The sequence below is a fragment of the Pseudoalteromonas sp. H105 genome (assembly GCF_001469215.1).
Classification (GTDB): domain Bacteria; phylum Pseudomonadota; class Gammaproteobacteria; order Enterobacterales; family Alteromonadaceae; genus Pseudoalteromonas.
In genome coordinates this window covers 78,965-105,675 of record NZ_LOFH01000002.1, presented here as the reverse complement: position 1 = coordinate 105,675, position 26,711 = coordinate 78,965, and the positions used below count along the sequence as shown (strand labels likewise).

The following is a 26,711-nucleotide window of genomic DNA, read 5'->3' as shown; positions in this document are numbered from 1 at the left end:
CATGTTTTTAAACCCGAATTGGCGCATCCTCACAGTAGGCGATGGCGATCTTTCTTTTTCTCATGCACTGCTTAGTGCTATTAAACCCAAAGCACTCGTAGCATCAACTTATGACAGCAAAGAAACTCTTTGCAATAAATACACCGACAACGCGCTTGAATTGCTAGAAAATGCCGAGGTTAGTGTACTGACGCAATTTGATGTAACAGACCAAGCAGATTGGCAGCGCCTTAACGGGCAACAATTTGACTTGGTTATATTTCAGTTCCCCCTCATTCCTGCTTTTACGAGTGAGCGTGTATTTAAAGAACAAACTCAATCAACAAGTGCTAATACGCTCAATCGTGCTCTACTGCATCAGTTTATAAAAAATGCCTGTGAACATGCGCTTGATAAAGCAGGTCCGCAACTTTGTTACATTACCTCTAAAGATGTAAAACCGTACCTTCATTGGAACATTGAAGGGAGCTTAGTCAACAATCTTGATGCACATTACCTTGGCCAAATGAACTTTGATATTAAGCAATTTCCTGGTTATAAAGTCCGCAATGTGGATAGAGACAAACACGTCAAAGATACCAGCGGTATTACCTATGTATTTAGTCCTATAAAAAATAGCGAGTTGTGCAATACGCTAAGTTACCCTAGCTACTTAACCGCTAACTATTGTGACTTATGCCGCGCAGGTCCTTTTTGTTTTGAAGAAGATAAGCAAAAACACGTTAACGCAAAAAAACATCAGCAAATGTTAAAGCTAGAAGCTGATTGGCTACAGTGGCTTACACAATTTCATAAAAGGGATCATGCATGAACTTTGTCATCGTTGGCACAAACTTTATTAGTGACACTTTAGTAAACGCCGCAAACTCAGTCAGTGAATTTACTCTCTATGGTGTATGCTCACGTAAAGTGTCAAGCGGTGAAGCTTTTTTAGCGAAGCATAATCAGTCACATGCCAAAGTATTCACTGATATCGCTCAAGTATGCGCTGATAAACGTGTCGATGCGGTGTACATTGCTTCCCCAAATAGCTTACACATGAACTATGCAATTGCTTGTTTAAAAGCCAAAAAGCATGTGCTCGGTGAAAAACCTTCTGCAGCAAATAGTGCTGAGCTAGCAAAAATTATTGACGTAGCTAAACAAAACCAGTGCTTGTACATGGAAGCGATGATGACCACATTACTGCCAAATTTTGCACGTTTAAAATTAGCGATTCAAAAAATTGGTAAGCCTAGAAAGTACATAGGTCAATTTAGTCAGTACTCTTCTCGCTATGATAAATACAAGAACGGAGAACAGCCAAATACCTTTTTACCTGAATTTGCCAATGGCGCACTTGTTGATCTAGGGATATACCCGCTTTATATCTTAATTGCACTATGGGGAGCACCAAACAGTGTGCAAGCAAGTGGGGTGTTACTTGATACTGGCGTAGATGGTGCGGGTGATATTTTACTTAATTATGATACAAAACAAGCCGTGATCAGTTATTCAAAGATATCTCAAGGCGATAACGTTACTGAAATTCAAGGTGAAAAAGGCCGCATTCGCATTGAAGCAGTGTCCTTACTTAAAAACATGACATTTATCGCTAACGACGGTTCTGTCGAAAATCTATCATCTGAGTTTGATGAACACTATATGCGTTATGAAATAGCGCATTTTATTGCGACAATAAATTCGGCAAGTAACGAATCGACAGTAAACACCCACGCATTATCACAGCATGTTATGTCAGTGCTCGATGAGGCAAGGCTGCAACTAGGCGTTGTGTACCCCAATGACCTAGTTTAACTTGAAGGCTGTTAGGTTTTAAATGTGCAGCCCTCAGTGTTACTTTTTTGTCTAAAATAACCCATAAAGAAACCACTGATTATTTTTACACGTTACCTTTTGTTGCGCTATATTTAATAATGACAGCGCGATTATGGGGAAGCCCCTTGTCACGTCAGGGTATATTTTGCGCAGCTTTCACATAAATCATACTCCTAACTATTATGCTGTTTATAGAAAAACATTTCTTAAAGACTAAAAGGTAAGTAGAATCGCCGCAAATTTAGCTTCACAATTATCAAAAGGACAGTGATGCTGCGTACCATTCCCCCATTTTTTATTGCTGTTGTTTGTGTTTTACTAGCCATGGTAACCATCCAGTCTGGTGCATCTGTTGCCAAACAACTGTTTCCTTTGATTGGGCCTGAAGGGACCACGGCTTTACGTTTAGGTTTTTCTGCTGCTATTTTATGCCTTGTCTTTCAACCCTGGAAAGCATTTCCTCAATTAGGTCAGCGCGTGCCTGTCATTGTCTATGGTTTAAGCCTAGGCGGCATGAATATTTTATTTTACTATGCCATCGAACGAATTCCATTAGGCATTGGTGTTGCATTAGAGTTCACAGGCCCGCTTGCCGTGGCATTATTATCATCACGAAAGAAACGCGACTTATTTTGGGTGGCATGCGCGATAACAGGCATTGTATTGCTACTCCCTGACATGAAAGGTGACGAGCGCTTAGACCCTGTTGGTGTGGTTTTAGCGTTAGGTGCAGGTGCCTGCTGGGCGTTTTATATTTTGTTTGGTAAAAAAACCGGCAATCAAGGTTCAGGCGGGATGACGGTTGCGCTAGGAATGAGTGTTGCCGCTATTGTGCTTGTGCCTTATGGGGCGTTTCATCAAGGTGTTGCTTTACTGAGCTGGGAAGTTATTCCGCTTGGATTTTTAGTGGCAATTATGTCAAGTGCCCTACCCTATACGCTAGAAATGGTTGCCCTTCGCAATATGCCAGCACAAGGTTTTAGCATTATGATGAGTTTGGAACCTGCGATTGCTGCGATGGCAGGCTTCATAATTTTAGCTGAGTTATTGAGCATTTGGCAGTGGCTCGCTATTTTACTGGTGATAATTGCCTCTGTTGGCAGCTCTATATCGACCACAAAAAGCAGCTAATTGTTATTATTTTTATTTGATGCTTTTACCACCTAACACTTTTACGATGCCGCTGTATATTGCTTGATCTCAGTATTGATTCAGCTGTTCAAAATGAGTGTCTTATTTAGATAAACAGCAATGAAATACGGTGAAACCTGAAGCCGCCTTAAGTTCATACATGTGTAATTCAGACTTTCTAACAAACTAAAGCGTGTGTGCTAATGTTTATTTTTGCAAATACAGCGAATATGACCTCAAAGGCAGCACTTACAAATACACAATCTCCCTTCTATATACAACACACATCACCTGATATTTAATCAATCACCGCACTTAAACAAGCTCATTTTGTTTTGTGTATTGCCAGTTCTAAAGATTTACAAATTAGTGAACATCAGACTGAGGCTTTAAACCTCAATAAAAAAAAGCTCGCACGTGGTCCTGTGCATTATTCAAAATAAATGAGGTCCTTAGACCTTTAATTTAACAAACTTAGTGACCCATTTTTTAACTAAATAATAGTCACTCGAAGCCGCGTTATAGATTCTTTTTAATCTCTTAAGGTTTACTTAAGTTTTAACCTCTAAATTAAAGATCAGCCACTCATTAACCATTAAAAGCGAGTACGCTTATGTTACTAGCACCCATGCATTTACCAGATACCCATGAGTCTGTTAAAGCATCATTCATCAGTGCTCACATTGCTGATTTACACCGGGGCACACTAGAGCAAGTAATCTCTAAGGGGTTCCAATTAGCATATAGCGCAAAACTTACTGCGTTTATGCCGTTACTTTGCCAATACACCACACCTTATGGCCAATGTACGCTTGGTTTAAGGAGGGCTTCTTCAGCTTTATTTATCGAACAATATTTAGCGTCACCAATTGAATCGTTCATAAACGAGCAAACACATCGTTCTGACATCTTCGAACTGGGCAATTTGTTTTCCACAGAGCGAAAAGCAACGCTTACAAACTTTGTTATTGTTAATGAAGCACTGCAACACGTGGGGGCTAAATATTTAGCATTTTGTGCAACAAAAAAAGTCCGCGCATTGTTAAGGGTCCTAGGTGTTACATGCACTGAAATTGCATTAGCAAGTAGCTTTGTGCTTGATCATCCTGACAACTGGGGAAGTTACTACACAAACCAGCCAACGGTCTGCCTGGTTAATTTAAAACAAGCCCATGAGCAAGTTCTTCACACCCCCATGCTCTATGACCTCATGCAACATAATCATCACAACATTGACTCATTAGCTCGCAGGTTAGAAAAATTATGAATTATTTTAATTCGTTATCTACTGAGCCAGTATTAGTGGCTCATAACAAAGAAAAAACCATTTCATTTAGCGGTGTTGAACTTGACCATCAAATACACACCTTAGTCACTTTGCTCGAAGGGGTTGAGGGAAGCGCGTTAGCATTTAAACTTGATAACACACCGACATGGCTAGCCTTTGACGTAGCGTGCGCAAGAACGAACAATGTTGCCGTGCCTATTGCATACTTTTTTAGTGACGAACAAACTCAGTTTATTATTAAACAATGTCATGCAGCTTTATTCATAAGCGATACGCCTACTGAGGGTGTGGGTGTGTTAGTGAAAACACTGACATTGTTTGACCTATACACGGTATATATTTATCAATGTGGCAATGCAGGACACACAGACTTTTTTGCCACAACACAAAAAGTGACCTTCACTTCAGGTTCAACAGGAACACCGAAAGGCGTCTGTTTATCATCCACCAGCCAAATGCGGGTCGCTCAGTCACTGTGTGATGCAATCAATATCAAACAGCCTGTGCATTTGTGTTTGTTACCCCTTGCTGTCTTACTTGAGAACATAGCGGGTGTGTACGCCCCGCTTAAAAGTCACGGTGTTGTGCATCTTATGCCACTTGAACAGCTTGGCTTTATTGAATCGTCTTTGCATAACCCAGCCCACCTTATTGCCGCAATCGATAAAGTACAACCAACCACATTAATATTAGTGCCTGAACTTTTAACATGCTTAGTTACCTTTGCGGAGCAAGGCTGGCAAGTACCCACATCATTGAAATTTGTTGCTGTGGGTGGTGCTGTGGTGAGTGAAGAAATGATAGCCAAAGCGCGCAGTCTAAACCTGCCTGTTTTTCAAGGATACGGTCTCTCTGAAGCGGGTTCTGTCGTTAGCTTAAATACCCCTCATAATGATGATTTAAACAGCGCAGGAACTGTGCTCACTCATCTAAAAAGTAAAGTCGAAAATGGCCAGCTATTTATCAAAGGTGATCTTTTCCTTGGGTATTTAAACCAACAGCCACACGATTCTAAACAATGGTATGCCACGGGTGATTTAGTTGAACTAACTGATAACACACTTTTTATTAAAGGGCGCCTAAAAAATCTGATTATTACTAGCATGGGTAGAAATGTCAGTGCTGAATGGCCTGAATCACTTTTACTCAGCAATAGCCATATTCTGCAAGCTGTCGTCTTTGGCGAAGGAAAAGCTTATCTAAGCGTACTTGTTTTTGCTAGTAAAGCATTAAGCAACGAACAATTAGCGCACCATATCAACATCATGAACCTTAAACTTCCGGACTATGCACGTATCAAAAAGTGGCATCGATTAACATCTCCCCTAACGATACAAAATGGCCAGCTTACAACAAATAACCGACCTAAACGTAACGTTATAAGTCAATTTTATAGTTCCATCATTGAACAACTTTACCCTTGTGGAGATGCAATAAATGAATGATTTTTTTAATACACTTAATGAACACACCAAGCATGAGAGAGAATACTTGCTTGCAGCACCTATTATTCAGCGCGTTTTCAAAGGCCAAGCCTCAGTTGAAGAGTACGTCTCCTTTTTGGCACAAGCGTATCATCATGTAAAACACACTGTGCCATTGTTGATGGCTGCTGGTGCTCGCCTACAAGACCATCAAGAATGGCTTCGCGAAGCAGTTGCTGAGTATATTGAAGAAGAATTGGGGCACCAAGAATGGGTGTTGAATGACATTGCAGCCTGCGGCTTTGATAAACAGTCCGTACGAAACAGTAAACCACAGTTTGCCACTGAAATGATGGTTGCTTATGCATACGACACTATTCATCGAAAAAATCCGTTGAGCTTTTTTGGTATGGTCCATGTCCTTGAAGGCACTTCGATCGCTTTAGCCGATGGCGCAGCAACGCATATTGCTAACAGCGCCGGGTTACCTAAAAAAGCATTCAGTTATCTCACGTCTCATGGGGCACTGGACATTGAGCATGTTAAGTTTTTTGAAGGCCTAATGAATAAAATTACCAATGAAGATGATCAACACGCGATATTACACGCCGCAAAATGTTTCTATCGGCTATATGGTGATGTGTTTAGAGGTTTAGACTCCGAACCCTTCTTCTCAAAAAGTGAGGCATCCGCATGAAACGTCGAGTATGTATATTAACGGGGGCAACGGGAGGGATAGGCCAAGCGATTGCTAAAACCTTATCTGAACAAGGTTGGCACTTATTACTGGTAGGCAGGGATGCCCAGTTATTGGCTACCTTGAGTACTCAATGTACTCGCTGTGATGTCTTTGCCGGTGACTTAACTAAACGTGAGACGCAGCTAGCGTTGCTCGAAAAGGCACAGCAAATAGGTGGTGCAAGCTTACTTATTAACAATGCAGGCATCAACAGTATGCAAAGCATTGAGAGCATGAAAGAGCAGCAAATTGAGGCCATTCTTGATACAAATTTAACGGTACCGATAAAGCTATGCCAACTGTTTTTAAATCAACTGCGTGAAAGTGAAGGGACTATCGTCAATGTGGGGTCATCATTTGGCAGCATTGGTTACCCTTATCAAACAGCATACTGTGCCAGCAAATTTGGCTTAAGAGGTTTTACTGAAGCGCTATCCCGTGAGCTCACCGATTCAAAGGTTAGTGTGACTTATTTGGCTCCTCGCGCAACAGATACAGCGATTAATAACTGTCAAATTCGTGCACTAAATGAAAAGCTAGGAAATAAAATGGATCCACCAGAAGTGGTTGCAAAAGATCTTGTCGCACTGATTAATTCAAAGAAAACACAGCGCTTTATAGGTTATCCTGAAAAAATTTTTGCACGTATTAATGCGCTATTTCCACATCTTGTTGATAAAGCCATCGCGAAGCAGCTCCCTATCATCAAACGCTTTATCCATTAACTAACCCGAGAAAAATTATGTATAAATTAACAATGACAGTCTATTTAATACTCACTTGCTTGTTTACTGGTTCGGTAAGTGCCAATGAAGCTGAGCAATTGCTCTCTATTCAACACACATGGGCTGAAGCCAATTACGAATTAACTGATGACGCACAAATAAACGCGTTTACAACATTATCAGCGCACACTGCGCTATTTGTAAAAAGCTATCCAGACTCAGCACAAACACACATTTGGCATGGCATCGTGCTCGCTAGCTTTGCAGGAGCAAAAGGAGGATTGAGCGCATTAGGATTGGCAAAAGATGCAAAGTTATCGCTTGAGCAAGCTATAAACTTAGATGGAAATGCACTTAACGGATCTGCTTATGCCAGCCTTGCTACACTTTACAGTAAAGTACCTGGCTGGCCCATCGGTTTTGGCAGTGATAAAAAAGCGCAAGAAAATTTTAAGCTTGCACTCGCTTTAAATGAAAAAGGCATAGATAATAATTACTTATATGCCGAGTTTTTGTATGGCGAAAAGCAGTATAATCAAGCCAAAACGCATTTGCTCACTGCACAGGCTGCTGGGGTGAGAGATAATCGCCAAAAAGCAGATCAATACCGTCAACATGCGATTAGTCAGTTATTGGCAAAAGTGAATAAAAAACTAGAGAGATAACGCACGCTATGCATTTATTGTTAGTTGAAGACGATACTCTTGTGGCGCAAGGGCTTTGCCGCTCTTTGCGCCAAGAGGGCTACACGGTTGAACACAGTGGCACAATTAAGCATGCCTTGCAGTCTTTAGCCAGCAACGAGATTGAACTAGTCATACTCGATTTAGGCTTACCTGATGGCGACGGTTCAACAATATTGCAGCACATTAAGCAGCGCGTAAACGTGATCCCTGTGGTTATTCTAACAGCTCGTGGCAGTATTGATGACAAAGTGCAGGGGTTGGACATGGGGGCTGATGATTATTTAGCGAAACCATTTGACCCTGCAGAGTTATTTGCACGGCTTCGGGTCGCAAGTCGTCGTATAAATAAAGCACATACAAGCACATTACAGTGTGATGATGTTGTCATGGATACCTCTGCCCATACCGTGTTTGCAAATCAACGCCCACTCACGCTACCTCGCAAAGAATACATGCTATTGAAAGCCCTTATGGAAAACCAGGGTCGGGTATTGTCTAAGCAGCAACTTGAAAATAAGCTGTACCAATGGGGAGAAGAAGTCGGCTCGAATGCAATTGAGGTGCACATACATCATCTAAGGAAAAAGTTCCCGAGCGATTTTATAAAAACCTTACGCGGCATTGGCTATGTGGTAGGTAAACGTTAGTGTCTATTCGTAAGCGCCTCACGTTAATTTTACTCTCAATGATGGTGCTAACCTGTTTTTTAGCCTTCGTTAAAGGCTATCAAAAAAGCATGCGTCATGGTCAACAGCTGCTTGATAATGAAATGAAAATAATCGCTGCGGTGTTAATCCGGCAACCTCTTAACAGTGATACGCCCCCTATAGAGCTTAACAACAACAGTCCCTATTTGCTCTATCAAATTTGGCAAAAAGATAAACTGCTCAGTAGCTCCAGTCACTTAACATCCTCCGTGCTTAAATTTGATGATGGATTTCATACCGCGAACATCGCTGGTCAGCGTATGCGTGTGTTTATTCTCACGACGCCACTTCGTAAGGTGATTATTGCTGAGCCGTTTGCTAAACGTTACGAGTTGGCCGAAGCCGTTATTTTATCTGCCATGCTACCTATGTTGTGGGCCGTTCCTTTACTCGCTATCTTTATTAGTTTTTTTGTTAAATATGCGCTGGCGCCTTTAACCCGCTTATCAAAACAATTAGCTAAGCGCCAAGCGAATGACTTTACTCCCATTCACTGGCCAATTACCGATAAAGAAATCAAGCCCGTCATACAGCGTTTGAATGATCTATTTGAACGCGTTGAAGCAGCGTATTTACGTGAGCGTTTTTTTGCCTCTGATGCCGCACATGAACTTCGCACACCGTTGAGCAGTTTAAAAATAAACGTACATAATCTGCACAATAATGCACAGCATAGTCAACTCCATAGCGAAGAGTTAAATGCGATGGTGCAAGGCATTGACAGGTTAGGCAATATTGTTGAGCAAATGTTGATACTTGGGCGAACACACCCCGAGCAATGGCAAACACAGTTCAGCGCACAATCATTACTCTCTATTACACAACAAACCGTATCCTTACTCTACGAAAAAATAGATACAAAAAATCAAACTATTAGCCTCGAAGGCGATGATTTCACACTCTCTGGTGATGAATTCACATTAACGACTTTAATATCAAATTTACTCAGTAATGCGATAAAATACACGCCCCACAATGGCAATATCGTGATTAAAATGAGCCACCACGGGACACGCTATCATTGGCAAATTGATGATTCAGGCCCTGGAATGAGCGATGAACAAAAGCAGCGGGTTTTTAATCGTTTTTACCGTGTTGGTGGCGATAAACACCCATCAGGCGAGCAAGGGACTGGTTTAGGAATGGCCATTGTTGAACACATCATTGCTATTTACAATGCTCGAATCGATTTATCAAACAGTCCTCTGGGCGGGCTTTGCGTAAAAGTTACCTTTACAGGAGCGGCCTGTGGCTAAACAGTGCTTGTGGCTTTTTTGTGTCGTATTTTTATCTTTTACCGCAAACAGTAAAGAATACCGCGTGGTACTAAAAAACCACTTATTTTACCCTGCGAAAATAACCATTCCCTCAAACAAAAAAGTTAAACTGCTGATTGAAAATCAAGACCGAACTCCCGAAGAGTTCGACAGTTTTGATCTCAATAGAGAAAAGGTACTTTATCCAAATCGCACAAGTGTCATTTACATTGGGCCACTGGTCAAAGGAGACTATGAGTTTTTTGGTGAGTTTTCACCTAATACGGCCCGCGGTGTCGTTATTGTGGTAGATGAGGTGCAACATGCTGATAACTAGTTTAATGATGAGCCTTAACCAATTACTCCCCGTGGCAATTTTGTGGGTGATTTTACAAGTTTATAGCAAACAACCTGTCTTTATTATGTGGACAACGCTTATTTCAGGCTTACTCATGTCATTTTTTTATATGCAAGCCTCGCCGTGGTTAAGCCAATTGTATTCTTACCAAGGTTTAGAGTTTTCTCAAATAATGTTGTGTGTAATAACATTTATAGCTGTCTTAATATTTACGATAAAACGCCGTACTCTGGCATTTTATATTGCCGTTGTTAGTTCAATGACGCTGTATTTAAGTCATTATATTATTTATCTGACTAGTTTTTGGCAAAACGATGATGCAGGTATGAGCTTACTTGTTGGCTCTATTTTAGGCGTAGGCATCTGCATGAGCTTTAGCACCCTGTTGTTTTTTTTAATCCACGCCTTAAAACGTCAATGTGGGCTGCATTTAGTCATCACATTATTAGCATTAAACAGCGCAGCTAAACTACTTTTAGCGCTGGATTTAGCAAGCCAAACAGATTTAATTGCTAGCACAATGATAGTCTGGGATTTAAGGCATATTTTAAGTGAACAATCAGAACTTGGACGTGTATTACGTGCCTTAATTGGTTACGAAGCCACGCCTAATGTATTAAGTGTCATCACCTATTTTGCAAGTGCCACTGTATTTATCTTACTGTGCTATCACCCCTTTAAGTCTAAGGAGCAACAATGAATTTCGTTATTCGACTGTCAACCTTAATGTCGATGCTGGCTTGTATATTAACGCCATTTCAAGCCTATAGCGATGGCACGGTGGTTGATAAAGTATATCATCCATACGTGCTGCCATTTGAACGTGAGTTTGAATGGCGTTTAGTGTCCCATCAAACCGACAGTGGTAATAAACTAGCTCAGCGCATAGGAGTCGGTAGCGCAATCACTGACACCATAGCGTTAGAAGCATATGTCGTGGGGGAGCGTGATGACTATGGCGATTTTGGTCTCGCGGCTTACGAACTTGAGCTTCGCTGGCAGTTGATAGAACAAGGCAAGCTGTGGGCTGACTGGGGTGCGTTGTTTGAAATTGAAAAACAACACACAAAAGATATTTTTGAGGCCACGTCCGGTTTTGTCTTAGAAAAAGAGTTTGGTAAAACCAGCCTAACATTGAACGCTTTCTTAGTATACGAGTGGGGAAAGGATATAAAAAATGAATGGGAAACTGAATTTAGAGCACAGTATCGTTACCGTTATCGCGCCGCCTTCCAACCATCAATAGAGTTATATATGGGGGAAGACTTTGTTGGTATCGGCCCTGGTTTTATTGGCTTACAACGTTTTAATGGGCAAAAGCAATTAAAATGGGAAGCCGGGTTTATCACTGAAGTTAGCCAATCAGAGAAAAACCACAGCGTGCGATTCGCACTCGAATTTGAGTTTTAATCTTCTTGCTAATCGCTCATGCAATGACAACGTTTATTGCATTTAAGCTTTATGTAATGCTCGCTTTTCAACGGCACATTTTACTGCTTCTTCGATTGCATGTAACTTAAATGGTTTTGATATAAACATGTCCATCCCCGCTTCTTTACATGCTACTTTATCAGTTGCTGATGTATTGGCTGTCAACGCGACGATAAGCGTGTCTTCAAATGCGCTGATATTTTGTTTTCTTAATACCTTAGTTGCCTCAAGCCCATCGAGTACAGGCATGACACAATCCATAAATATGAGATCATATTTATGCTGTTTACACTTAAACACAGCATCTTGACCATCAACAGCAACATCCGCTTTAATATTAAACTTTTCCAGAGATGCATCCAAAACGAGTCTGTTTATTTGATTATCATCAACCACCAGCACAGATAAACCGCTTGTATCGATAGCACCCTCACTAAACTGTACTTTTTCGACTTGCATTTCACCTTCGGTTAACGGTATTTGTAACGAAAACGTGGTGCCTTGTTGGTACACACTATCAACATTTATCGTCCCTTTCATGTAATCAACAAGCTCTTTAACTATCGCTAAGCCAAGCCCACTTCCACCGACGCTTTTCTGGGTATCAACCTCTTGAGTAAACGGAGAGAAAAGCGACTCAAGAAACTCCTCTGTCATTCCCCTACCTGTATCACTGACCTTAATATCAAGCATCAAGTTTGAATCAGTATTTAGTGCATTCACTGAAAACTCAACACAACCAATCTCGGTAAATTTAAGGGCATTACTCAATAAATTTGACACAATTTGACTCAAACGCGTGTTGTCGCAATATGCCCAACAATCGTCAGGAACATGAATACTTGTTTTAAACTCAACGTTTGCTGTTTTAAATAAAGGAATATACAGCGAACTTAAATCTACAAAAATAGTTTTTAATAAAAAGTGGCTAGGCTCAAGCTTAAGTTCGCCGTGATTTATTTTTGAAAAATCCATCACCTCATTGATAATGCTGAGTAATATATCTGCACTTCTTAAGCCCACTTTTAATTTTTCTACTCGTCGGGTTTCATCTTTTTCCCCTAACAAGGTCGTTAGCATACCTGTAATTCCATTCAGCGGTGTGCGTAACTCATGACTTATTTTTGCCAATAGCATGCTTCTATCTTCTAGCATTCTTTGCGCTAAAGCTTGCTTGCTTTTTAACTCAAGCCTCAGTTCAACAGACTCAGTAACATCTTGAAGCGTGCCAAATAACCGAACACATTTACCATCAACAAACTCAGCTTCACCAAAAGAGGACACCCAAATATGCTTACCCTTGCCAGTTAACAGCTCAAGTTCCAAATGCCATTTATCACCTACTGTCATGGCTTTTTCAACAGCTCGTATTATGTCTTCGCGGCTTTTTCCAGTTTTAAAAAACTCAATCGTTGATTTCAGCTCTGGTTGAAACGACATAGGAACTTGATAAATCCGCCTGACTTGGTCACTGCATGTTACTTTTTTATTTGATAAATCAACTTCCCACGTACCAATATTGGCTATGCCTTCTAGTTTTAGCAATGTGTTGTTATTTTTTATTAACTTTTCTGAAGCTATGCGTCGAGCAAATTCAGCCCCTAGCCATTGAGCAAATAGTTCGACATAATCGTATGCTTGTTCTGTAAAAGGTGCGGATGCGTTAGATGATGAAAAATTAACGGTGCCATAAGTGTCTGCACCCACTTTTATAGGCGCGCCAATATATGACTCTAACTGAAAGTTTATATAACAAGGGTGATTTGCAATTCGACTTGTTGAAGCTTGGTGAAACGCCAATGCACCATCAGCCGCCAAAGTGTGAAGGCAGTAGGTTCCAGATAAATCAAACGTTGTGTCAACGGGTAATGAATCATCAGGTGTGATTACATACTTAACGAGGTAAGATTGCTCGGTTATTTTACTCACTATCGCAATATCAAGTTTGAACACTTCAAGCCCAAAGCTTAATAAACTATATATTTTCTCATCAAAACTTTGAGTTTGATCTGAGACGATATCATGAAACCTTCTTAGGAAATTCAACCGTTTCACCCTTGATTTTTGAAGCAATAAAAATTAAATTTAACAATAAGCTACCCATAGTGAAAGGTCAATTAATCTTATGTTTTTATTATAATTAATAGGGTGTTAACCTTACTTCCAAGGCCTTTAAATGCATGTATCAAAAACAAACAATCGCTTAAAATAACTGTCTAATTAGAAATATGTATCTTAGAAGCAGATATGTATATACTAAATTTAAATAACGTAAGAAAAAATAGACCTATGACAACTCAAAAAAAGAAAAGCAATTTTTTCAGTAATCTAATCTTTAACATTATTTTACCTGCGGTTATTTTAAGCCGCTTCAGTACACCGGATACATTAGGCCCGGTTTGGGCTGTGGTCGTAGCACTGGCCTTTCCGTTATTATTTGGTTTATGGGAACTTAAGCAATCTGGAAAGGTTAACTTCTTCTCCATTTTAGGTATTATCAGTGTACTTTTAACAGGGGGGATTAGCCTCTTTGAACTAGATCCAAAGTACATTGCAATAAAAGAAGCGATGGTACCTGCCATTATCGGGCTTATCGTCCTTATTAGCCAATACACGCCCTACCCACTGATTAGAAAACTCTTGATCAATCCTGAACTGTTAGACATTGAGAAGCTAAATTTAGCCCTTGATGAACAAAATAATACCGCTGTTTTTGATAAAAAAATGCGTTTTGCCGGTTTCATTGTTGCCAGTGCCTTCTTTTTATCAGCAACATTAAATTACTTTTTAGCAAAAACCATTGTCGTCAGCATGCCTGGTACAACCGAATATGCTGAGGAGCTAGGCCGTATGACATGGCTAAGTTACCCGGTTATTGTCGCACCTACGATGATATTACTAGTGGGTGCAATTATTTTCACTTTTATGCAAATTGGTAAGTTAACAAAGCAGTCTATTGATGACTTTATATTGCAATAAAAAAGTGACCGTTAACGATACATTTTTATAAATCGCGTGACGCAATCCGCAACATACTCTGCTGGCGGAATTTCGTCAGCGGCTGCGTGACCCAATGCATGACGCAACTTCCAATCACCTGTAGTCATTCCTAGTAATTGTAAAGTGGCAAACTTAGGGTTATCGATATTAAGTAAGCCCGCCTCAGCAATATGACATATACATGTTTCAACTTGCTTTCTCACTACTTTTGGCGCAGCGTCATAAAACAATAATGCCAGCTCAGGGTATTCATCTTTATGTGCAACGCACGTGTCGTACACTTTTAACGCCTCGGGTGAAAATACTAAAGAAATAAAGCTGGTTAACACCCGTAAAAGGTTTTCTTGTAATGTTTGCGTGGCATCAAACTGCTCTTTACGTAAATTAGATGATGAACAGTGTGCAGTCACTGTTTCAACAAACAAGTTATTTTTATCTTTAAAATGGCTATACACAGTCTGCTTAGAAACCTCAGCTAACTTAGCTATTTGGTCCATACTGGTATTTGGAAAGCCTTTATCCATAAACAAGGTTGTTGCCGCAAAAATAATTTGTTGCCGCTTTTGTTCTGATCGATTTAAAGTCATTGCTTTCACCTTAAATCAAACTAGACAGTCTAGTTTGATTGGTTTATATTTACTCAAAATTAGACTCAACAGTCTAGTGTTAATCATAATGTGTACATACCAAAGTGCAAACTTTGTTCGCGACACAAAAATTCATTATTACTTGATACGGATATAGTCATGAAAAAATACTTTTTTAGTGCTTTTATCTTACTAACACCGCTGGTTAACTACGCACAAAGTTCAGTGCAAGTTGCAGCTTATACGCTTAAAAAAGAGCCTGGTTTTCATCAAGTACGCACGCTTAGCGGACAAGTCATTAAACAACATGATGCAAAGCTGAGCTTTGAATTTGCTGGTAAAGTAAAACATATCTACTTTGATCAAGGACAACATGTTAAACAAGGCGATGTCATAGCACAACTAGATAGCCAACTTTTAGATGTCGAGATTCAAAAATTACAGGCGCAGAAACAACGAATTAAAGCACAACGTGATTTAATTAAACTAGAAATAAACCGTTTAGCCACTCTCGACAAAAAAAACTACTCTGCCACGTCAGCACTTGATCAAGCCAAAACAAATTTAGCCGTTATAGATGCTGAAACTGCAGGTATTGCAGCTAACATGAATGAACTAAAGATCCGAAAACAAAAGTCGCAGTTAACCGCCCCCTTTACAGGTAAATTAGGACAACGATTTGTCTCTCAGGGCGAAACAGTTAGTGCAGGCACTGCTGTGGTTAGATTAATTGAGAATAACAATACCCAAGTCGTGATGAGCGTTCCATTAGTTTTAAGAGAAGCCGTTAATGACTCTGTGGAGATAACGATTGCTGATCAAAGCTACAAAGCTCAAGCTCTGAGTAAAGGCGCAAGCATTAACCCAAAAACGCAAACACTCACTATGCGTTTTGCGTTACCAAATGACGCCCAAGTATACCCTGGCCAATTAGCAAAATTAATGCTCACACAATTTAAGCCACAAGTTGGTTTTTGGGTGCCACTTGATGCACTTACTGATGGTATTCGTGGTACATGGCAGGTTTATCAAATAAAAAGCAATGTATTAGAGCCTATTATTATACAGCTTTATTATGCCCATGATGGCTATGCGTTTATAGCTGGGCCCCTTTCTGATGGCGATAAAGTTGTTGCTAACGGCATGCATAAGCTCTCAGCGAATATAGCCGTTCATATTGTTGAAAATCACAACGCAAAGGCATTGTAATGATTCGCTATCTATTTAATCATGGCCGTGTACAAGCATTAGTTGTTGCACTGCTTATTGTTAGTGGCTTAGCTGCATTAAGCGGCTTACCTCGCAGTGAGGATCCTCGTATCACCAACCGCGTGGCAATCATCACGACCGCACTTCCCGGTGCAAGTGCCGAGCGGGTGGAAGTGCAAATAAGCGAGAAAATTGAACAAAAACTAAAATCACAAGCAGAAATAAAGCACCTATCGTCGATTTCTCGCCCTGGTTTATCAGTGATCACTGTTGAATTAAAAGACGAAATAACCAAAGTCAAACCAATCTGGTCACGTATGCGTGACTTACTTGGCGATGTAACGAGCCAGCTCCCAATAAATGCATCACAACCGCTCCTTGATGATGAACGCGGGTACGCTTATACACGAATATTATCGCTTAATGCCAATGACGGCATCACAACCTTAGCAAACGTTAATCGCTACGCAAAAGAGCTACAAAACCAATTACGAAATGTACAAGGTGTTGAACTGGTGCATTTCTTTGGTCAGATTGATGAAGAAATATTGGTTGCTGTAGATCAACAAAAAGCGAGTTTGGCTAATCTGCCATTAACGCATATTTACGCTGCAATAAAAGGTGCTGATGCAAAAGTTGCCGCTGGTACATTAACCAATGATAAAACACAGATGCAGATTGAAGTGACAGGTGCATTTGATTCTATTGCACGCATTGGTGCCATTCCATTAATAAGCAATCAAACAACTGGGCAATACCAACTCTCTGATGTTGCTACAATCACTCGCTCTGTTAAGACTCCTGTTAGTGAAATAGCATTAATTGATGGGAAACCTGGAATTTATATTGCGATTCGCATGCTACCTAATTTGCGTATTGATACTTTTTCAGAGCGTATTGATGTTGCGATCAATAAATTCAAACAAGACTTACCTAAGCAAATTATATTACAGGATATTTTTGACCAACGCGGTTATACACAACAGCGTTTAACCGATTTATTGGGAAATATTACCCTGGGTTTTGTGCTTATTTTAACGGTGTTATTTGTAACTTTAGGCTTTAAAGCTGCACTTGTCGTGGGCACAGCTTTACCGTTAACAGTGCTATTTACACTGATCAGTATGCAATTATATGGATTACCAATCCATCAGATGTCGGTCACTGGTTTAGTTGTGGCACTCGGCATTATGGTTGATAACGCCATTGTGATCACCGACGCAGTTCAGCGCTTTCGACAACAAGGGCTCAATGCGATTGCTGCTGTTGAAAAAGCCGTTGCTCACTTTTGGTTACCACTTCTGGGTTCTACGCTAACCACTATTTTAGCCTTTGCGCCCATTGTTTTGATGCCGGGCGCCGCTGGAGAGTTTATCGGTGGGATTGCTTTAAGCGTTATTTTTGCATTAATTGGTTCTTACCTGATCTCACATTCTTTGGTTGTCGTATTTGCAGGGCAATTTATCACAAGCGAACAACGTCAAGGTATTTTTCATCGAGGTATAAGTACTCCGAAACTAAGTAAGCGCTTTAAATCAACCCTAGAACGGAGCTTAGAAAAACCAAAACTGACATTATTGTGCGTTTTCGCATTTCCCGTCGCAGGCTTCTTTGCTGCAGGGCAGCTTACCGAACAATTTTTTCCGCCTTCTGACCGAGATATGTTTCAAATTGAAGTGCACTTTGCTCCTCATGTAAGTATAGAGTCAACTCGCCAAGCCATTATCAAAATGGATAAAGAAATTCGCCAATCCCCAGGTATTGAAAAACTTGATTGGATGATCGGGACTAATTTCCCAAGCTTTTATTACAATATGTTGCAGCGAAACCGCGGCGCAAATAACTATGCTCAAGCCATGGTAAAAGTATCCGATTTTAAACGCGCGAATACGTTAATAACCGATCTTCAAGTGCAACTTGATAAATCCTTCCCAAGTGCACAAACGTTGGTGCGGAAACTAGAGCAAGGACCACCGTTTAATGCCCCAATTGAAATGCGTATTTATGGCCCAAACTTGGATAAACTCGCTGAACTGGGACAACAATTACGCACTATCCTCATTAGTCATAAGGATATAGTCCACACTCGACCTACTCTACTTTCAGGTTCACCTAAACTTTGGTTAAATACCGACGAAGCAGCACTTAAACATGCCGGCCTGAGCCTAAGCGATATGGCCAACCAATTGCAAAATCAATTTAATGGCGTCATTGCAGGCAGTATCATCGATAATACTGAAACGGTTCCTGTTCGTTTGCGAGTGGGAGATCAAAATCGTAATGATATTAGCGCACTGTTTAGCACTACACTAAATTCTGATCAGACTTTATTGGTAGAATCGTATGCAACAATTAAGTTAACCCCTTCACGTGGCTCTATTACCAGGCGCGACGGTGAACGAGTTAACATTATAGAGGCCTACCTAACCACAGACGTGTTACCGCAAACAGTACTAAATAAAGTGACTGCAGAAATAGATAAGTCGAACTTTGTTTTACCCCATGGCTACAGGCTAGATATTGGCGGTGAATCGCAAAAGCGCAATGAGGCTGTTGGAAAACTACTTGCCCAAGTCGGTATTATTATGGTGCTATTAATAACCGTGCTGGTAATGTCATTTAATTCATTTACCATTACAGGGCTAATATTAATCAACGCACTACAAGCGGCTATGCTTGGCTTGTTAAGTGTTTATATTGCTGGATACCCATTTGGTTTCACTGTAATTATCGGTTTGCTTGGTTTGATGGGGCTTGCCATCAACGCCGCAATTGTTATTTTATCTGAGCTTAACGCCAATCAGGCTTTAACAGATAAAACCAAAATAATAGCCGCAGTGATGACTTGCTCCCGCCATATTAGTTCTACCACAATCACCACAGTTGGTGGGTTCTTACCCCTGATATTAGCTGGCGGAGGTTTTTGGCCTCCCTTTGCCGTAGCGATTGCCGGGGGCACCGTCTTAACGACTATGCTGTCGTTTTACTTTGTGCCAGTAGCATATTATTTACTCGCTAAACGAAAAGTAAGCAGCAAAAAAAGACTAAGCCATACACGTTAATTTATACCACGTCGCTTAATTAAGTGATCTATTTTGAGGATGGAAAAACGTGTTGGTAGCTAGGCAAAAAACTTGCTATTTATTTGTTCTGAATGAGAATTTTATAACGCAAGTAGCGACACGTTTAGCCCCTCAAAATGATTAAGTATTATTGCTGTTAGTTTAGGTAAATACTAACAGCAATAAAATCGCTTTAATCAGTATTAGCTTGTTTATCGGTGAGTAGATACTTACAAGCCGCAGCTCTTGCTCCCAAAGCACATGCAGTAAACTCTTTCGTGCTTTGTAGCCATGTGCTTCATATGGCAACATAACCAAGCGAGCTTCTTTGCCTAATCCTTTGAGCGCAGCGTACATACGCTCACTTTGCATTGGGAACGTGCCGTGAGATTAAGAGTGGAGCTTCTTGTGCCCACGGCATTAATTGAAGTAATAGTTATTCACCTTTTACTTGTGTATCACTATCATTGAGTAGGTATTTATCAAGCCATTGTTCTTGCTCCCAAAGCACATGCAGTAAACTCTTTCGTGCTTTGTAGCCATGTGCTTCATATGGCAACATAACCAAGCGAGCTTCTTTGCCTAATCCTTTGAGCGCAGCGTACATACGCTCACTTTGCATTGGGAACGTGCCGTGAGATTAAGAGTGGAGCTTCTTGTGCCCACGGCATTAATTGAAGTAATAGTTATTCACCTTTTACTTGTGTATCACTATCATTGAGTAGGTATTTATCAAGCCATTGTTCTTGCTCCCAAAGCACATGCAGTAAACTCTTTCGTGCTTTGTAGCCATGTGCTTCATATGGCAACATAACCAAGCGAGCTTCTTTGCCTAACCCTTTGAGCGCAGCGTACATACGCTCACTTTGCATTGGAAATGTGCCTGAGTTCGGATCTTCCTGTCCGTGGATCATGAGCATTGGTTCATTTATTTTTTCAGCATGGAAGAATGGAGACATCGCACCATATACACCTTGCGCTTGCCAAAAATCACGCTCTTCACCTTGGAAACCAAATGGCGTTAGTGTTCGGTTATAAGCGCCACTGCGCGCAATACCCGTTTTAAATAAGTCACTGTGCGCTAATAAATTAGCAACCATAAATGCACCGTATGAATGCCCTGCAATGGCTATTTTATCTTTATTTGCAATGCCTTTTTCTACAAGCACATCAACAGCTGCCTTAGCACTGGCTACGAGTTGCTTGCGAAATAAGTCATTTGGCTCTTTTCCATCAACACCGACAATGGGCATTTTAGGATCATCAAAAACAGCCACCCCTTTTGCAAGGTATGGCATAGGTCCCCAGTAACCTATATAGGTAAACTCATAAGGCGATTCACGTACTTGAGATGCAACCGCTTTATCTTTATATTCGAGTGGGTATGCCCACATTAATACGGGTAACGTGCCTTGAGTTTTATCGTAACCTGGCGGTAAATAAAGCGTGCCTGAAAGTTCAACACCATCATCTCGTTTATAACGCACAAGTTCTTTGGTTACCCCTTTAAATGCAGGGTATGGGTGTTCAAACGTTGTTAACTGAGTCAGTGTGTTTTTACTTAAATCACGAATAAAAAAGTTCGGTTGTTCGACTTTAGACTCACGAATAGTAATCAACCTGTCACCATCATCGTCAAGCATTGCTCTAATTCGTTCATAGTATGGCGCTTTGGATTGCCACAAACGTTTTGTCGTATTTGTTTTGATATCGTATTGATCTAAAAACGGGACATTCCCTTCATCAGAGGCCCCGTTACCACGCAAGTAAATATAACGCCCCCCCACCACTTTGATCACACTACTACCTTGATCATTTCGTTCGTATATAGCACGGCCGGGATCTTTGTATGCATCATTATAACTACGCTCAGAAAACAGCACTCGATTTCTGTCAGCATTACGAGGCTGAATCACAAACGTGCGAACTTGGCGGTCACTAAAGCGCCAATCACTGAGCATAGCGACATTATCATTTGCCCATTCAATGCCCGCAAAACGTCGCTCTACTTTTGCAAATAGTTTAGGTTCACGCTTAAAAGGTGCGCGTAAGCTATATAAATAATCATGGTGCTCGACTTCAGTTTTCATATCACCACCATCTTGGGCCTCTGCCCAAATAACTTCGGCACCTTGATCTGCACGCCATTCAAAGTCACGGCGACCAACACGAACGCTGTCGTAGCCTTGAGGAATATTATCTGCAAGTGGTTGCTTGGCCAACTCTAGCAGCGCATAACCACGCATACCCCATATTTGCCATGTGGTTGCAAAGCGATTGTAAGGCACTTGATACGAAAACGGCTCATCAATCCCCCCAACAAGCAAATTTGTAGAATCAGGCGAAACAGAAAACGACTTAAACAATGCTGGCTTACCGATAGGACGAGCAATCCCACTGAGTGGAATATAGGTTAGTTGACCTTGCCCATAAAATTTAAATTGTTGTTCATCAAAGGGACTGGTTAGCAAGTTTTGATAAGTACGCGCAGGGGCTTTTTCACCCGTACTTTGCTGAATCACTGGCACCACATTTTGTGTGTTAGTTGTAAGGCGTGGCTTAGTAATATTAACCGCTGCGTTAGCAACAATTGCTGTACTATCTGGTAGCCAAGCATACGGGCTGCTAGTTAATACCGAGTTTAATGCCACATCAGATAATTGACGTGCTTGTTTTGTTTGTGTGTTGTAAAGCCATAAGTTAGCTTGGTCTACTTGCTCAACAATAAATGCTAAATATTGGCTATCTGAAGACCATTTAGGTGAACGTAAAATACCTGCAGGTAAATTATTAACCTCTATAACACTCCCTGTTTCTATATGCTTTAAAGTCAAAGCGGTAAACTTGGTACGTGCACGCGAGCGAGAAAAATTAGCAGGATTAAGCTTAACACCAGCAAGTTTAAACTCTTCTTTGGCAAGATCATCCAGTGACTCAATACGTTTACGGTCAAACAGTGCAAGCCACTGACCATCTGCTGATAAATAGCTGCTCGGGGCTAACTTAGCGTCAACTACTGCAGCCAAATCAGTCGATGGGGTTTGGTAACCTTCGTTCGCATGGGCGTTTTTAACGACCCCAAAACTCATTATCAGGGCTAAAAAAAGCGGCATCGCTCTCATAGTGTGTCCTTTGTTATTTTTAAAATAGCTGTGCATATATAAGCATGATTTATAAAACGCATAAAGTTTTTACGTTAATTCACTGTTATCAACACAAACATCAATGCTAAATACAAGCTTTTATGACTTTATGACTAAATTTAAGTTAGACTAAGCGCTTAAATTGCATCCGTGTATACTAAAGTTAATGAATAACAATTCCCCCAAAGTCACAATTTTTGACGTAGCAAGAGAAGCTCAAGTATCTAAATCAACGGTATCTTTAGTACTCACACGCAGCACGAAAGTAAGTGAAAAACGTAAAGAAAGAGTGTTGCACGCTATTGATAAGTTAGGCTACGTCTATAACCGTGATGCAGCAGCATTGAGAAGTAAACGTTCAAATTTAGTTGCCTTGGTTATAAATGATTTAACCAACCCATATTCAGCGCAATTGGCCGTTGGCCTTGAAAGCCATATTCATGATATGGGGATGCTGCCAATGGTCGTGAATACAGGTGAAAGCTGGGAGCGTCAGCAACATATTGTCAAAACGCTGAAAGAATATAATGTCGCTGCTTTTATAATGTGCCCAGCACCAAGAACAGAACAACGCTGGATTGATGACCTCATTGCAAATGGTTCTCATGTTATTAATATTATGCGCGAAGTGCCTTTTAGTGGCGCCCCAACCATTTTACCTGACAATAAAAAAGGGACGCACTTGGCAACCACGCATATTCTAGAACAAGGTATTACTGATATTGCATTTTTAGGGGGCACCGATGACCTATCTGATCACCAAGAACGTATCAGTGGATTCTTGTCTGCACTTGCAAAGTTCAATATCAGTGAAGAGAAGCCCATCATTCAAGCTGCAACCAACCGTCAAGGTGGTCGAGATTCATTTAAAACGCTTTATTCACGTAACCCAAAGATAAAAGCGGTAATTTGTTTTAGTGACGTTATTGCGTATGGCGTTATTGAAGCGATTCAACAGTTAGGTCTCACCCCAGGTAAAGATATAAAAGTGGTTGGTTTTGATGACTTAGCAGATTCAAAATTAATGTCGCCCTCATTAAGTACAGTTAGCATTAGCGCTGATGAGATTGGCAAACGGAGCTGCAAAATTTTACAAGAGCTACTAAGCAGTAATACTGCCCCTCTTAGAACATTGATCGATGTAAACTTACAAATTAGAGATTCAAGCAAATGAAAAAAGTGTTAGTGATTGGCTATGTATGGCCAGAGCCAAATTCATCCGCGGCAGGTACCCATATGATGTCGTTGCTTAACACATTTAGAGCACAAAATTGGCAAGTAGAATTTGCCAGCCCGGCACAAAAAACTGAGCATATGGAAAATTTAGATCAATATGGCATAACAACTCAAACGATTGCACTTAACTGCAGTAGTTTTGATGAATATGTCAGTGCCTATGCTCCTGACATTGTTATGTTTGATCGTTTCATGATGGAAGAACAGTTTGGTTGGCGTGTTGATAAACACTGTCCTACTGCAACCAAAATACTCGATACAGAAGACCTACAATGTTTAAGAAATGCACGCCATGAAGCCCATAAAGGTAATCGAGCATTCAGTAAAAGTGATTTACATTCAGATATAGCAAAACGTGAGATAGCCGCTATTTTACGATGTGATCTAAGCTTAATAATTTCAAGTTTTGAAATGCAATTACTGGCTGAGGTTTTTAATGTTGATAGCCGCTTATTACACCTTTTACCTTTTATGGTAGATTTGCAGGCACTTCCCACCCAAACAAAGTCATTTTCTGAACGCACACACTTTATGACGATAGGCAACTTCCGTCATGCCCCTAATTGGGACGCGGTGCTTTATTTACAAAAGATTTGGCCTCTTATTCGCAAACAGCTTCCCGCTGCTGAACTTCATATTTATGGCTCTTACCCACCACCAAAGGCAACGGCATTACATAACCCTAAAACAGGTTTTCTAATCAAAGGGTGGGCTGATGATGCCTATAAAGTGATGGAAGACGCCAGAGTCTGTTTATCGCCATTGCGTTTTGGGGCCGGAATTAAAGGTAAATTACTCGAAGCCATGATTATGCAAACACCCAGCATTACCACCTCCATTGGTAGTGAAGGAATGCATGGTGAACTACCTTGGCCTGGGAAAATAGAAAACGACCCACATGATTTTGCAAATGCTGCCGTTGCGTTATATCAAAATGAATGTGATTTTTTAAATGCCCAAAAAAATGCACATACATTACTTAATATTCGCTACGATAAATCCCAGTTAGCGGTTGATTTTATAAATAAGATTAACGCTATTGAAGCTGAATTGCCTGCCCATAGAGAAGCAAATTTTACAGGCCAAATGCTTAAACATCACACAATGCGCAGCACACAGTATATGGCTCAATGGATTGAAGCCAAAAACAGGTAAAAAAAACTAGACAGACGCTAATTTGTGTTTAAAATCGCCGCGAAACAGGGGGTATTAACTGCTGATCTATTCTAGCAGTAATCAGGTCTCCGGCGCTGTGAATTGAAAGCAGCCACTGTTGAACATAATTTCAACTATAAAAGAAATACAGCTCCTAAGTAGGCAAGTTTATAAGCATTGTCTATATTTTTTAACTGAATAATTTAAACTTTGGTTCAATAATCATTTGAAAACCGCAACGTTTACTGAAAAACGAAAATTTATAGTAAAACTTGGTAAGATGCTTCATAAGTACGGTACCCCTGCGTACCGACTTGAAGCTCATTTAATGGAAATTGCCACTTACTTAGGCCTTAAGTCGTCATTCGTCATGTCACCAACCTCTGTTACGTTCGTGATATGGACCGATGGCCATGAAGATGAGTACACACATGTAGCTAGAGTAGATCCTGGCGATCATGATTTAGGCTCATTAGCTGATACAGATGATCTCGTAAATAAAATGCTCAATGGGGAGCTAACGCTTCAAGAGGTTGATCAACAGCTTGACATTATTTTTGATGCCCCCCCTCCTTACAACCGAGTATTAACCGGTATCGCATTTGCAACCTCTGGCGGCGCGTTTGCAATGTTGATGGGCACGAGTTGGAATGACGTTATATGGTCAGCTCTGTTAACCTTAGTTGTTTATTTATTCGTGCTTTGGTCTGCGCGGTCTAAACGTGTTGGGCACATGCTTGAACCCCTCGTCGCTATTGTTTCAGCAATATTGGCCTGTGCAATTAGTGTTTATATAGACGCACAAATAAATATTCGTCTTATTGTGCTTTCCGCCATCATTGTTTTTATACCAGGACTTGCATTAGCACTGGGTTTAGCGGAGCTTGCTGCTAGGCACCTAGTCTCTGGCACAGCGCGAGTCATGGACTCGTTTATGCTCTTATTTAAACTGTACTTTGGCGCATTTATTGGTATTGCGATTGGTTTTGCGCTCTTTGGTCAAACTGACTTTGTGCCACCAGAGCCACTACCAAAGTGGACTGCATGGCTAGCAATACTGCTTTTATGTAGTAGCTTAATCGTTATTTTTAGAACTAAACTTAAGCATGCAGTCTGGTCAATTGCTTCTGGCTTTATAGCTTATGGGACTAGTGTTGGCCCTGCTATTTATTTAGACCTAGATTACACCCTAGGCACATTTATTGGCGCATTTTCAGTGGGTGTATTTAGTAATCTATTTAACCGAGTGGCCAATGCACCCGCCTCTATTGTCGCTATGCAAGGCTTGATTGTGCTAGTGCCTGGTAGTAAAACCTATATCGGCTTAAACTCCTTGATTGAAGGTCAAGATTTTGTTCACGCCGACCACATTGGACAACAAACGTTTTTAATCTTTATGTCGCTCGTCGCTGGGTTAATCTTTGCGAACGTTGCGCTGCCCCCTAAGAAAAGCCTATAAATGAGTGCTTAGCGCAGGCTAAGCACCATTTCTACCTATTTTTGTTGTAGACTTATTTCCAATAATATTTATTACACATTACCTCTCGTTATTTCACTGTGTATATACCTCCTACAATCGGCGTGTTTTCACCAAAGCGCTATTTAAAAAACAGAAAATATCAACAAACATAAAACAAAATTCACAATGAATTGAATGATGACAGTGTAAGCCTCTTTCGAATGTGACTTCTCTAGCATTAATACCAACAGTGCAACGCCATAAATAACTTGAGTGGCTATATATTAGTGAAAAGTG

Annotated in this window: 23 protein-coding genes and 1 pseudogene; 19 read left to right on the top strand and 5 right to left on the bottom strand. The window is 40.6% G+C overall.

The features are described from left to right. The first annotated feature begins 1 nt into the window (after window position 1). The 13 genes from ATS75_RS04060 (at window position 2) to ATS75_RS04000 (ending at window position 11,542) form a co-directional block, all read left to right on the top strand. Window positions 2-811, top strand: a complete 810-nt coding sequence (locus tag ATS75_RS04060; RefSeq protein ID WP_058559156.1) for a class I SAM-dependent methyltransferase — start codon at window positions 2-4, stop codon at window positions 809-811. Further along, window positions 808-1,797, top strand: a complete 990-nt coding sequence (locus ATS75_RS04055; RefSeq protein ID WP_058559155.1) for a Gfo/Idh/MocA family protein — start codon at window positions 808-810, stop codon at window positions 1,795-1,797. Before ATS75_RS04060 ends, ATS75_RS04055 begins: the two co-directional genes overlap by 4 nt. Before the next feature lie 291 nt (window positions 1,798-2,088). Further along, complete coding sequence (locus ATS75_RS04050; protein ID WP_058559154.1) at window positions 2,089-2,949, top strand: EamA family transporter; 861 nt, start codon at window positions 2,089-2,091, stop codon at window positions 2,947-2,949. Between the two features lie 613 nt (window positions 2,950-3,562). After that, a complete protein-coding gene (locus ATS75_RS04045; RefSeq protein WP_058559153.1) occupies window positions 3,563-4,216 on the top strand; it encodes a thermostable hemolysin in 654 nt (217 codons plus the stop codon). Beyond that, window positions 4,213-5,682, top strand: coding sequence for an AMP-binding protein (locus ATS75_RS04040; protein WP_058559152.1), 1,470 nt, complete (start codon window positions 4,213-4,215; stop codon window positions 5,680-5,682). Before ATS75_RS04045 ends, ATS75_RS04040 begins: the two co-directional genes overlap by 4 nt. Beyond that, on the top strand, window positions 5,675-6,358 hold the full coding sequence (locus tag ATS75_RS04035; protein WP_058559151.1) for a TenA family transcriptional regulator: 684 nt from the start codon (window positions 5,675-5,677) through the stop codon (window positions 6,356-6,358). Before ATS75_RS04040 ends, ATS75_RS04035 begins: the two co-directional genes overlap by 8 nt. Beyond that, window positions 6,355-7,125, top strand: a complete 771-nt coding sequence (locus tag ATS75_RS04030; RefSeq protein ID WP_058559150.1) for an SDR family oxidoreductase — start codon at window positions 6,355-6,357, stop codon at window positions 7,123-7,125. Before ATS75_RS04035 ends, ATS75_RS04030 begins: the two co-directional genes overlap by 4 nt. A 17-nt stretch (window positions 7,126-7,142) precedes the next feature. After that, on the top strand, window positions 7,143-7,790 hold the full coding sequence (locus tag ATS75_RS04025) for a hypothetical protein (protein ID WP_058559149.1): 648 nt from the start codon (window positions 7,143-7,145) through the stop codon (window positions 7,788-7,790). Between the two features lie 8 nt (window positions 7,791-7,798). After that, entirely contained in the window at window positions 7,799-8,458 is a 660-nt protein-coding gene (locus tag ATS75_RS04020; protein ID WP_058559148.1) for a response regulator transcription factor, read from the top strand. Further along, on the top strand, window positions 8,458-9,774 hold the full coding sequence (locus ATS75_RS04015; protein ID WP_058559147.1) for an ATP-binding protein: 1,317 nt from the start codon (window positions 8,458-8,460) through the stop codon (window positions 9,772-9,774). Before ATS75_RS04020 ends, ATS75_RS04015 begins: the two co-directional genes overlap by 1 nt. After that, window positions 9,767-10,111: a cupredoxin domain-containing protein gene (locus ATS75_RS04010; protein ID WP_058559146.1), complete on the top strand. Its 345-nt coding sequence runs from the start codon at window positions 9,767-9,769 to the stop codon at window positions 10,109-10,111. Before ATS75_RS04015 ends, ATS75_RS04010 begins: the two co-directional genes overlap by 8 nt. Then, on the top strand, window positions 10,098-10,832 hold the full coding sequence (locus tag ATS75_RS04005; RefSeq protein ID WP_058559145.1) for a hypothetical protein: 735 nt from the start codon (window positions 10,098-10,100) through the stop codon (window positions 10,830-10,832). The genes ATS75_RS04010 and ATS75_RS04005 overlap by 14 nt, the downstream gene beginning before the upstream one ends. Window positions 10,833-10,858: 26 nt before the next feature. Further along, window positions 10,859-11,542, top strand: a complete 684-nt coding sequence (locus ATS75_RS04000; protein WP_235591140.1) for a hypothetical protein — start codon at window positions 10,859-10,861, stop codon at window positions 11,540-11,542. A gap of 42 nt (window positions 11,543-11,584) precedes the next feature. Here ATS75_RS04000 and ATS75_RS03995 read toward each other — a convergent pair whose 3' ends face one another. Beyond that, window positions 11,585-13,609 carry an ATP-binding protein gene (locus ATS75_RS03995; protein WP_058559143.1) on the bottom strand — a complete coding sequence of 675 codons (2,025 nt, stop codon included), beginning with the start codon at window positions 13,607-13,609 and terminating at the stop codon, window positions 11,585-11,587. A gap of 243 nt (window positions 13,610-13,852) precedes the next feature. Here ATS75_RS03995 and ATS75_RS03990 point away from each other — a divergent pair, with 243 nt between their 5' ends. After that, window positions 13,853-14,542, top strand: a complete 690-nt coding sequence (locus ATS75_RS03990; RefSeq protein ID WP_058559142.1) for a VC0807 family protein — start codon at window positions 13,853-13,855, stop codon at window positions 14,540-14,542. Between the two features lie 11 nt (window positions 14,543-14,553). On the opposite strand, the gene ATS75_RS03985 is transcribed toward ATS75_RS03990, so the two are convergent. Next, the gene (locus tag ATS75_RS03985) at window positions 14,554-15,150 is read right to left on the bottom strand and encodes a TetR/AcrR family transcriptional regulator (RefSeq protein ID WP_058559141.1); all 597 of its coding nucleotides are present in this window, start codon (window positions 15,148-15,150) and stop codon (window positions 14,554-14,556) included. A 159-nt stretch (window positions 15,151-15,309) separates the two neighbouring features. On the opposite strand from ATS75_RS03985, the gene ATS75_RS03980 reads away from it, so the two are divergent. Continuing rightward, a complete protein-coding gene (locus ATS75_RS03980; RefSeq protein ID WP_058559140.1) occupies window positions 15,310-16,359 on the top strand; it encodes an efflux RND transporter periplasmic adaptor subunit in 1,050 nt (349 codons plus the stop codon). Next, window positions 16,359-19,421 carry an efflux RND transporter permease subunit gene (locus ATS75_RS03975; RefSeq protein WP_058559139.1) on the top strand — a complete coding sequence of 1,021 codons (3,063 nt, stop codon included), beginning with the start codon at window positions 16,359-16,361 and terminating at the stop codon, window positions 19,419-19,421. Before ATS75_RS03980 ends, ATS75_RS03975 begins: the two co-directional genes overlap by 1 nt. Window positions 19,422-19,583: 162 nt before the next feature. On the opposite strand, the gene ATS75_RS03970 is transcribed toward ATS75_RS03975, so the two are convergent. The 3 genes and pseudogenes from ATS75_RS03970 to ATS75_RS03960 all read right to left on the bottom strand — a co-directional run bounded on the left by ATS75_RS03970 (window position 19,584) and on the right by ATS75_RS03960 (window position 22,534). Next, complete coding sequence (locus ATS75_RS03970; RefSeq protein ID WP_058559138.1) at window positions 19,584-19,793, bottom strand: hypothetical protein; 210 nt, start codon at window positions 19,791-19,793, stop codon at window positions 19,584-19,586. A gap of 64 nt (window positions 19,794-19,857) precedes the next feature. Next, window positions 19,858-20,055, bottom strand: a pseudogene (locus ATS75_RS03965) (alpha/beta hydrolase family protein); the annotation flags it as partial. 52 nt (window positions 20,056-20,107) lie between these two features. Further along, window positions 20,108-22,534 (bottom strand): S9 family peptidase, encoded by a 2,427-nt coding sequence (locus ATS75_RS03960; protein WP_414858275.1) that lies wholly within the window; start codon window positions 22,532-22,534, stop codon window positions 20,108-20,110. Between the two features lie 196 nt (window positions 22,535-22,730). Between ATS75_RS03960 and ATS75_RS03955 the strand changes: the two genes are divergently transcribed. The 3 genes from ATS75_RS03955 to ATS75_RS03945 all read left to right on the top strand — a co-directional run bounded on the left by ATS75_RS03955 (window position 22,731) and on the right by ATS75_RS03945 (window position 26,414). After that, a complete protein-coding gene (locus ATS75_RS03955; RefSeq protein ID WP_058559135.1) occupies window positions 22,731-23,738 on the top strand; it encodes a LacI family DNA-binding transcriptional regulator in 1,008 nt (335 codons plus the stop codon). Next, on the top strand, window positions 23,735-24,955 hold the full coding sequence (locus ATS75_RS03950; RefSeq protein WP_058559134.1) for a glycosyltransferase: 1,221 nt from the start codon (window positions 23,735-23,737) through the stop codon (window positions 24,953-24,955). Before ATS75_RS03955 ends, ATS75_RS03950 begins: the two co-directional genes overlap by 4 nt. Before the next feature lie 226 nt (window positions 24,956-25,181). Continuing rightward, window positions 25,182-26,414: a threonine/serine ThrE exporter family protein gene (locus tag ATS75_RS03945; RefSeq protein WP_082665394.1), complete on the top strand. Its 1,233-nt coding sequence runs from the start codon at window positions 25,182-25,184 to the stop codon at window positions 26,412-26,414. Window positions 26,415-26,711: the final 297 nt, after the last annotated feature.

Bases quoted from the DNA above. Each gene is read 5' to 3' on its own strand.
- ATS75_RS04060 (WP_058559156.1), top strand. From the start codon at position 2: ATGTTTTTAAACCCGAATTGGCGCATCCTCACAGTAGGCGATGGCGAT.
- ATS75_RS04055 (WP_058559155.1), top strand. From the start codon at position 808: ATGAACTTTGTCATCGTTGGCACAAACTTTATTAGTGACACTTTAGTA.
- ATS75_RS04050 (WP_058559154.1), top strand. From the start codon at position 2,089: ATGCTGCGTACCATTCCCCCATTTTTTATTGCTGTTGTTTGTGTTTTA.
- ATS75_RS04045 (WP_058559153.1), top strand. From the start codon at position 3,563: ATGTTACTAGCACCCATGCATTTACCAGATACCCATGAGTCTGTTAAA.
- ATS75_RS04040 (WP_058559152.1), top strand. From the start codon at position 4,213: ATGAATTATTTTAATTCGTTATCTACTGAGCCAGTATTAGTGGCTCAT.
- ATS75_RS04035 (WP_058559151.1), top strand. From the start codon at position 5,675: ATGAATGATTTTTTTAATACACTTAATGAACACACCAAGCATGAGAGA.
- ATS75_RS04030 (WP_058559150.1), top strand. From the start codon at position 6,355: ATGAAACGTCGAGTATGTATATTAACGGGGGCAACGGGAGGGATAGGC.
- ATS75_RS04025 (WP_058559149.1), top strand. From the start codon at position 7,143: ATGTATAAATTAACAATGACAGTCTATTTAATACTCACTTGCTTGTTT.
- ATS75_RS04020 (WP_058559148.1), top strand. From the start codon at position 7,799: ATGCATTTATTGTTAGTTGAAGACGATACTCTTGTGGCGCAAGGGCTT.
- ATS75_RS04005 (WP_058559145.1), top strand. From the start codon at position 10,098: ATGCTGATAACTAGTTTAATGATGAGCCTTAACCAATTACTCCCCGTG.
- ATS75_RS04000 (WP_235591140.1), top strand. From the start codon at position 10,859: ATGTCGATGCTGGCTTGTATATTAACGCCATTTCAAGCCTATAGCGAT.
- ATS75_RS03990 (WP_058559142.1), top strand. From the start codon at position 13,853: ATGACAACTCAAAAAAAGAAAAGCAATTTTTTCAGTAATCTAATCTTT.
- ATS75_RS03985 (WP_058559141.1), bottom strand. From the start codon at position 15,150: ATGACTTTAAATCGATCAGAACAAAAGCGGCAACAAATTATTTTTGCG.
- ATS75_RS03980 (WP_058559140.1), top strand. From the start codon at position 15,310: ATGAAAAAATACTTTTTTAGTGCTTTTATCTTACTAACACCGCTGGTT.
- ATS75_RS03975 (WP_058559139.1), top strand. From the start codon at position 16,359: ATGATTCGCTATCTATTTAATCATGGCCGTGTACAAGCATTAGTTGTT.
- ATS75_RS03970 (WP_058559138.1), bottom strand. From the start codon at position 19,793: ATGCAAAGTGAGCGTATGTACGCTGCGCTCAAAGGATTAGGCAAAGAA.
- ATS75_RS03960 (WP_414858275.1), bottom strand. From the start codon at position 22,534: ATGCCGCTTTTTTTAGCCCTGATAATGAGTTTTGGGGTCGTTAAAAAC.
- ATS75_RS03955 (WP_058559135.1), top strand. From the start codon at position 22,731: ATGAATAACAATTCCCCCAAAGTCACAATTTTTGACGTAGCAAGAGAA.
- ATS75_RS03950 (WP_058559134.1), top strand. From the start codon at position 23,735: ATGAAAAAAGTGTTAGTGATTGGCTATGTATGGCCAGAGCCAAATTCA.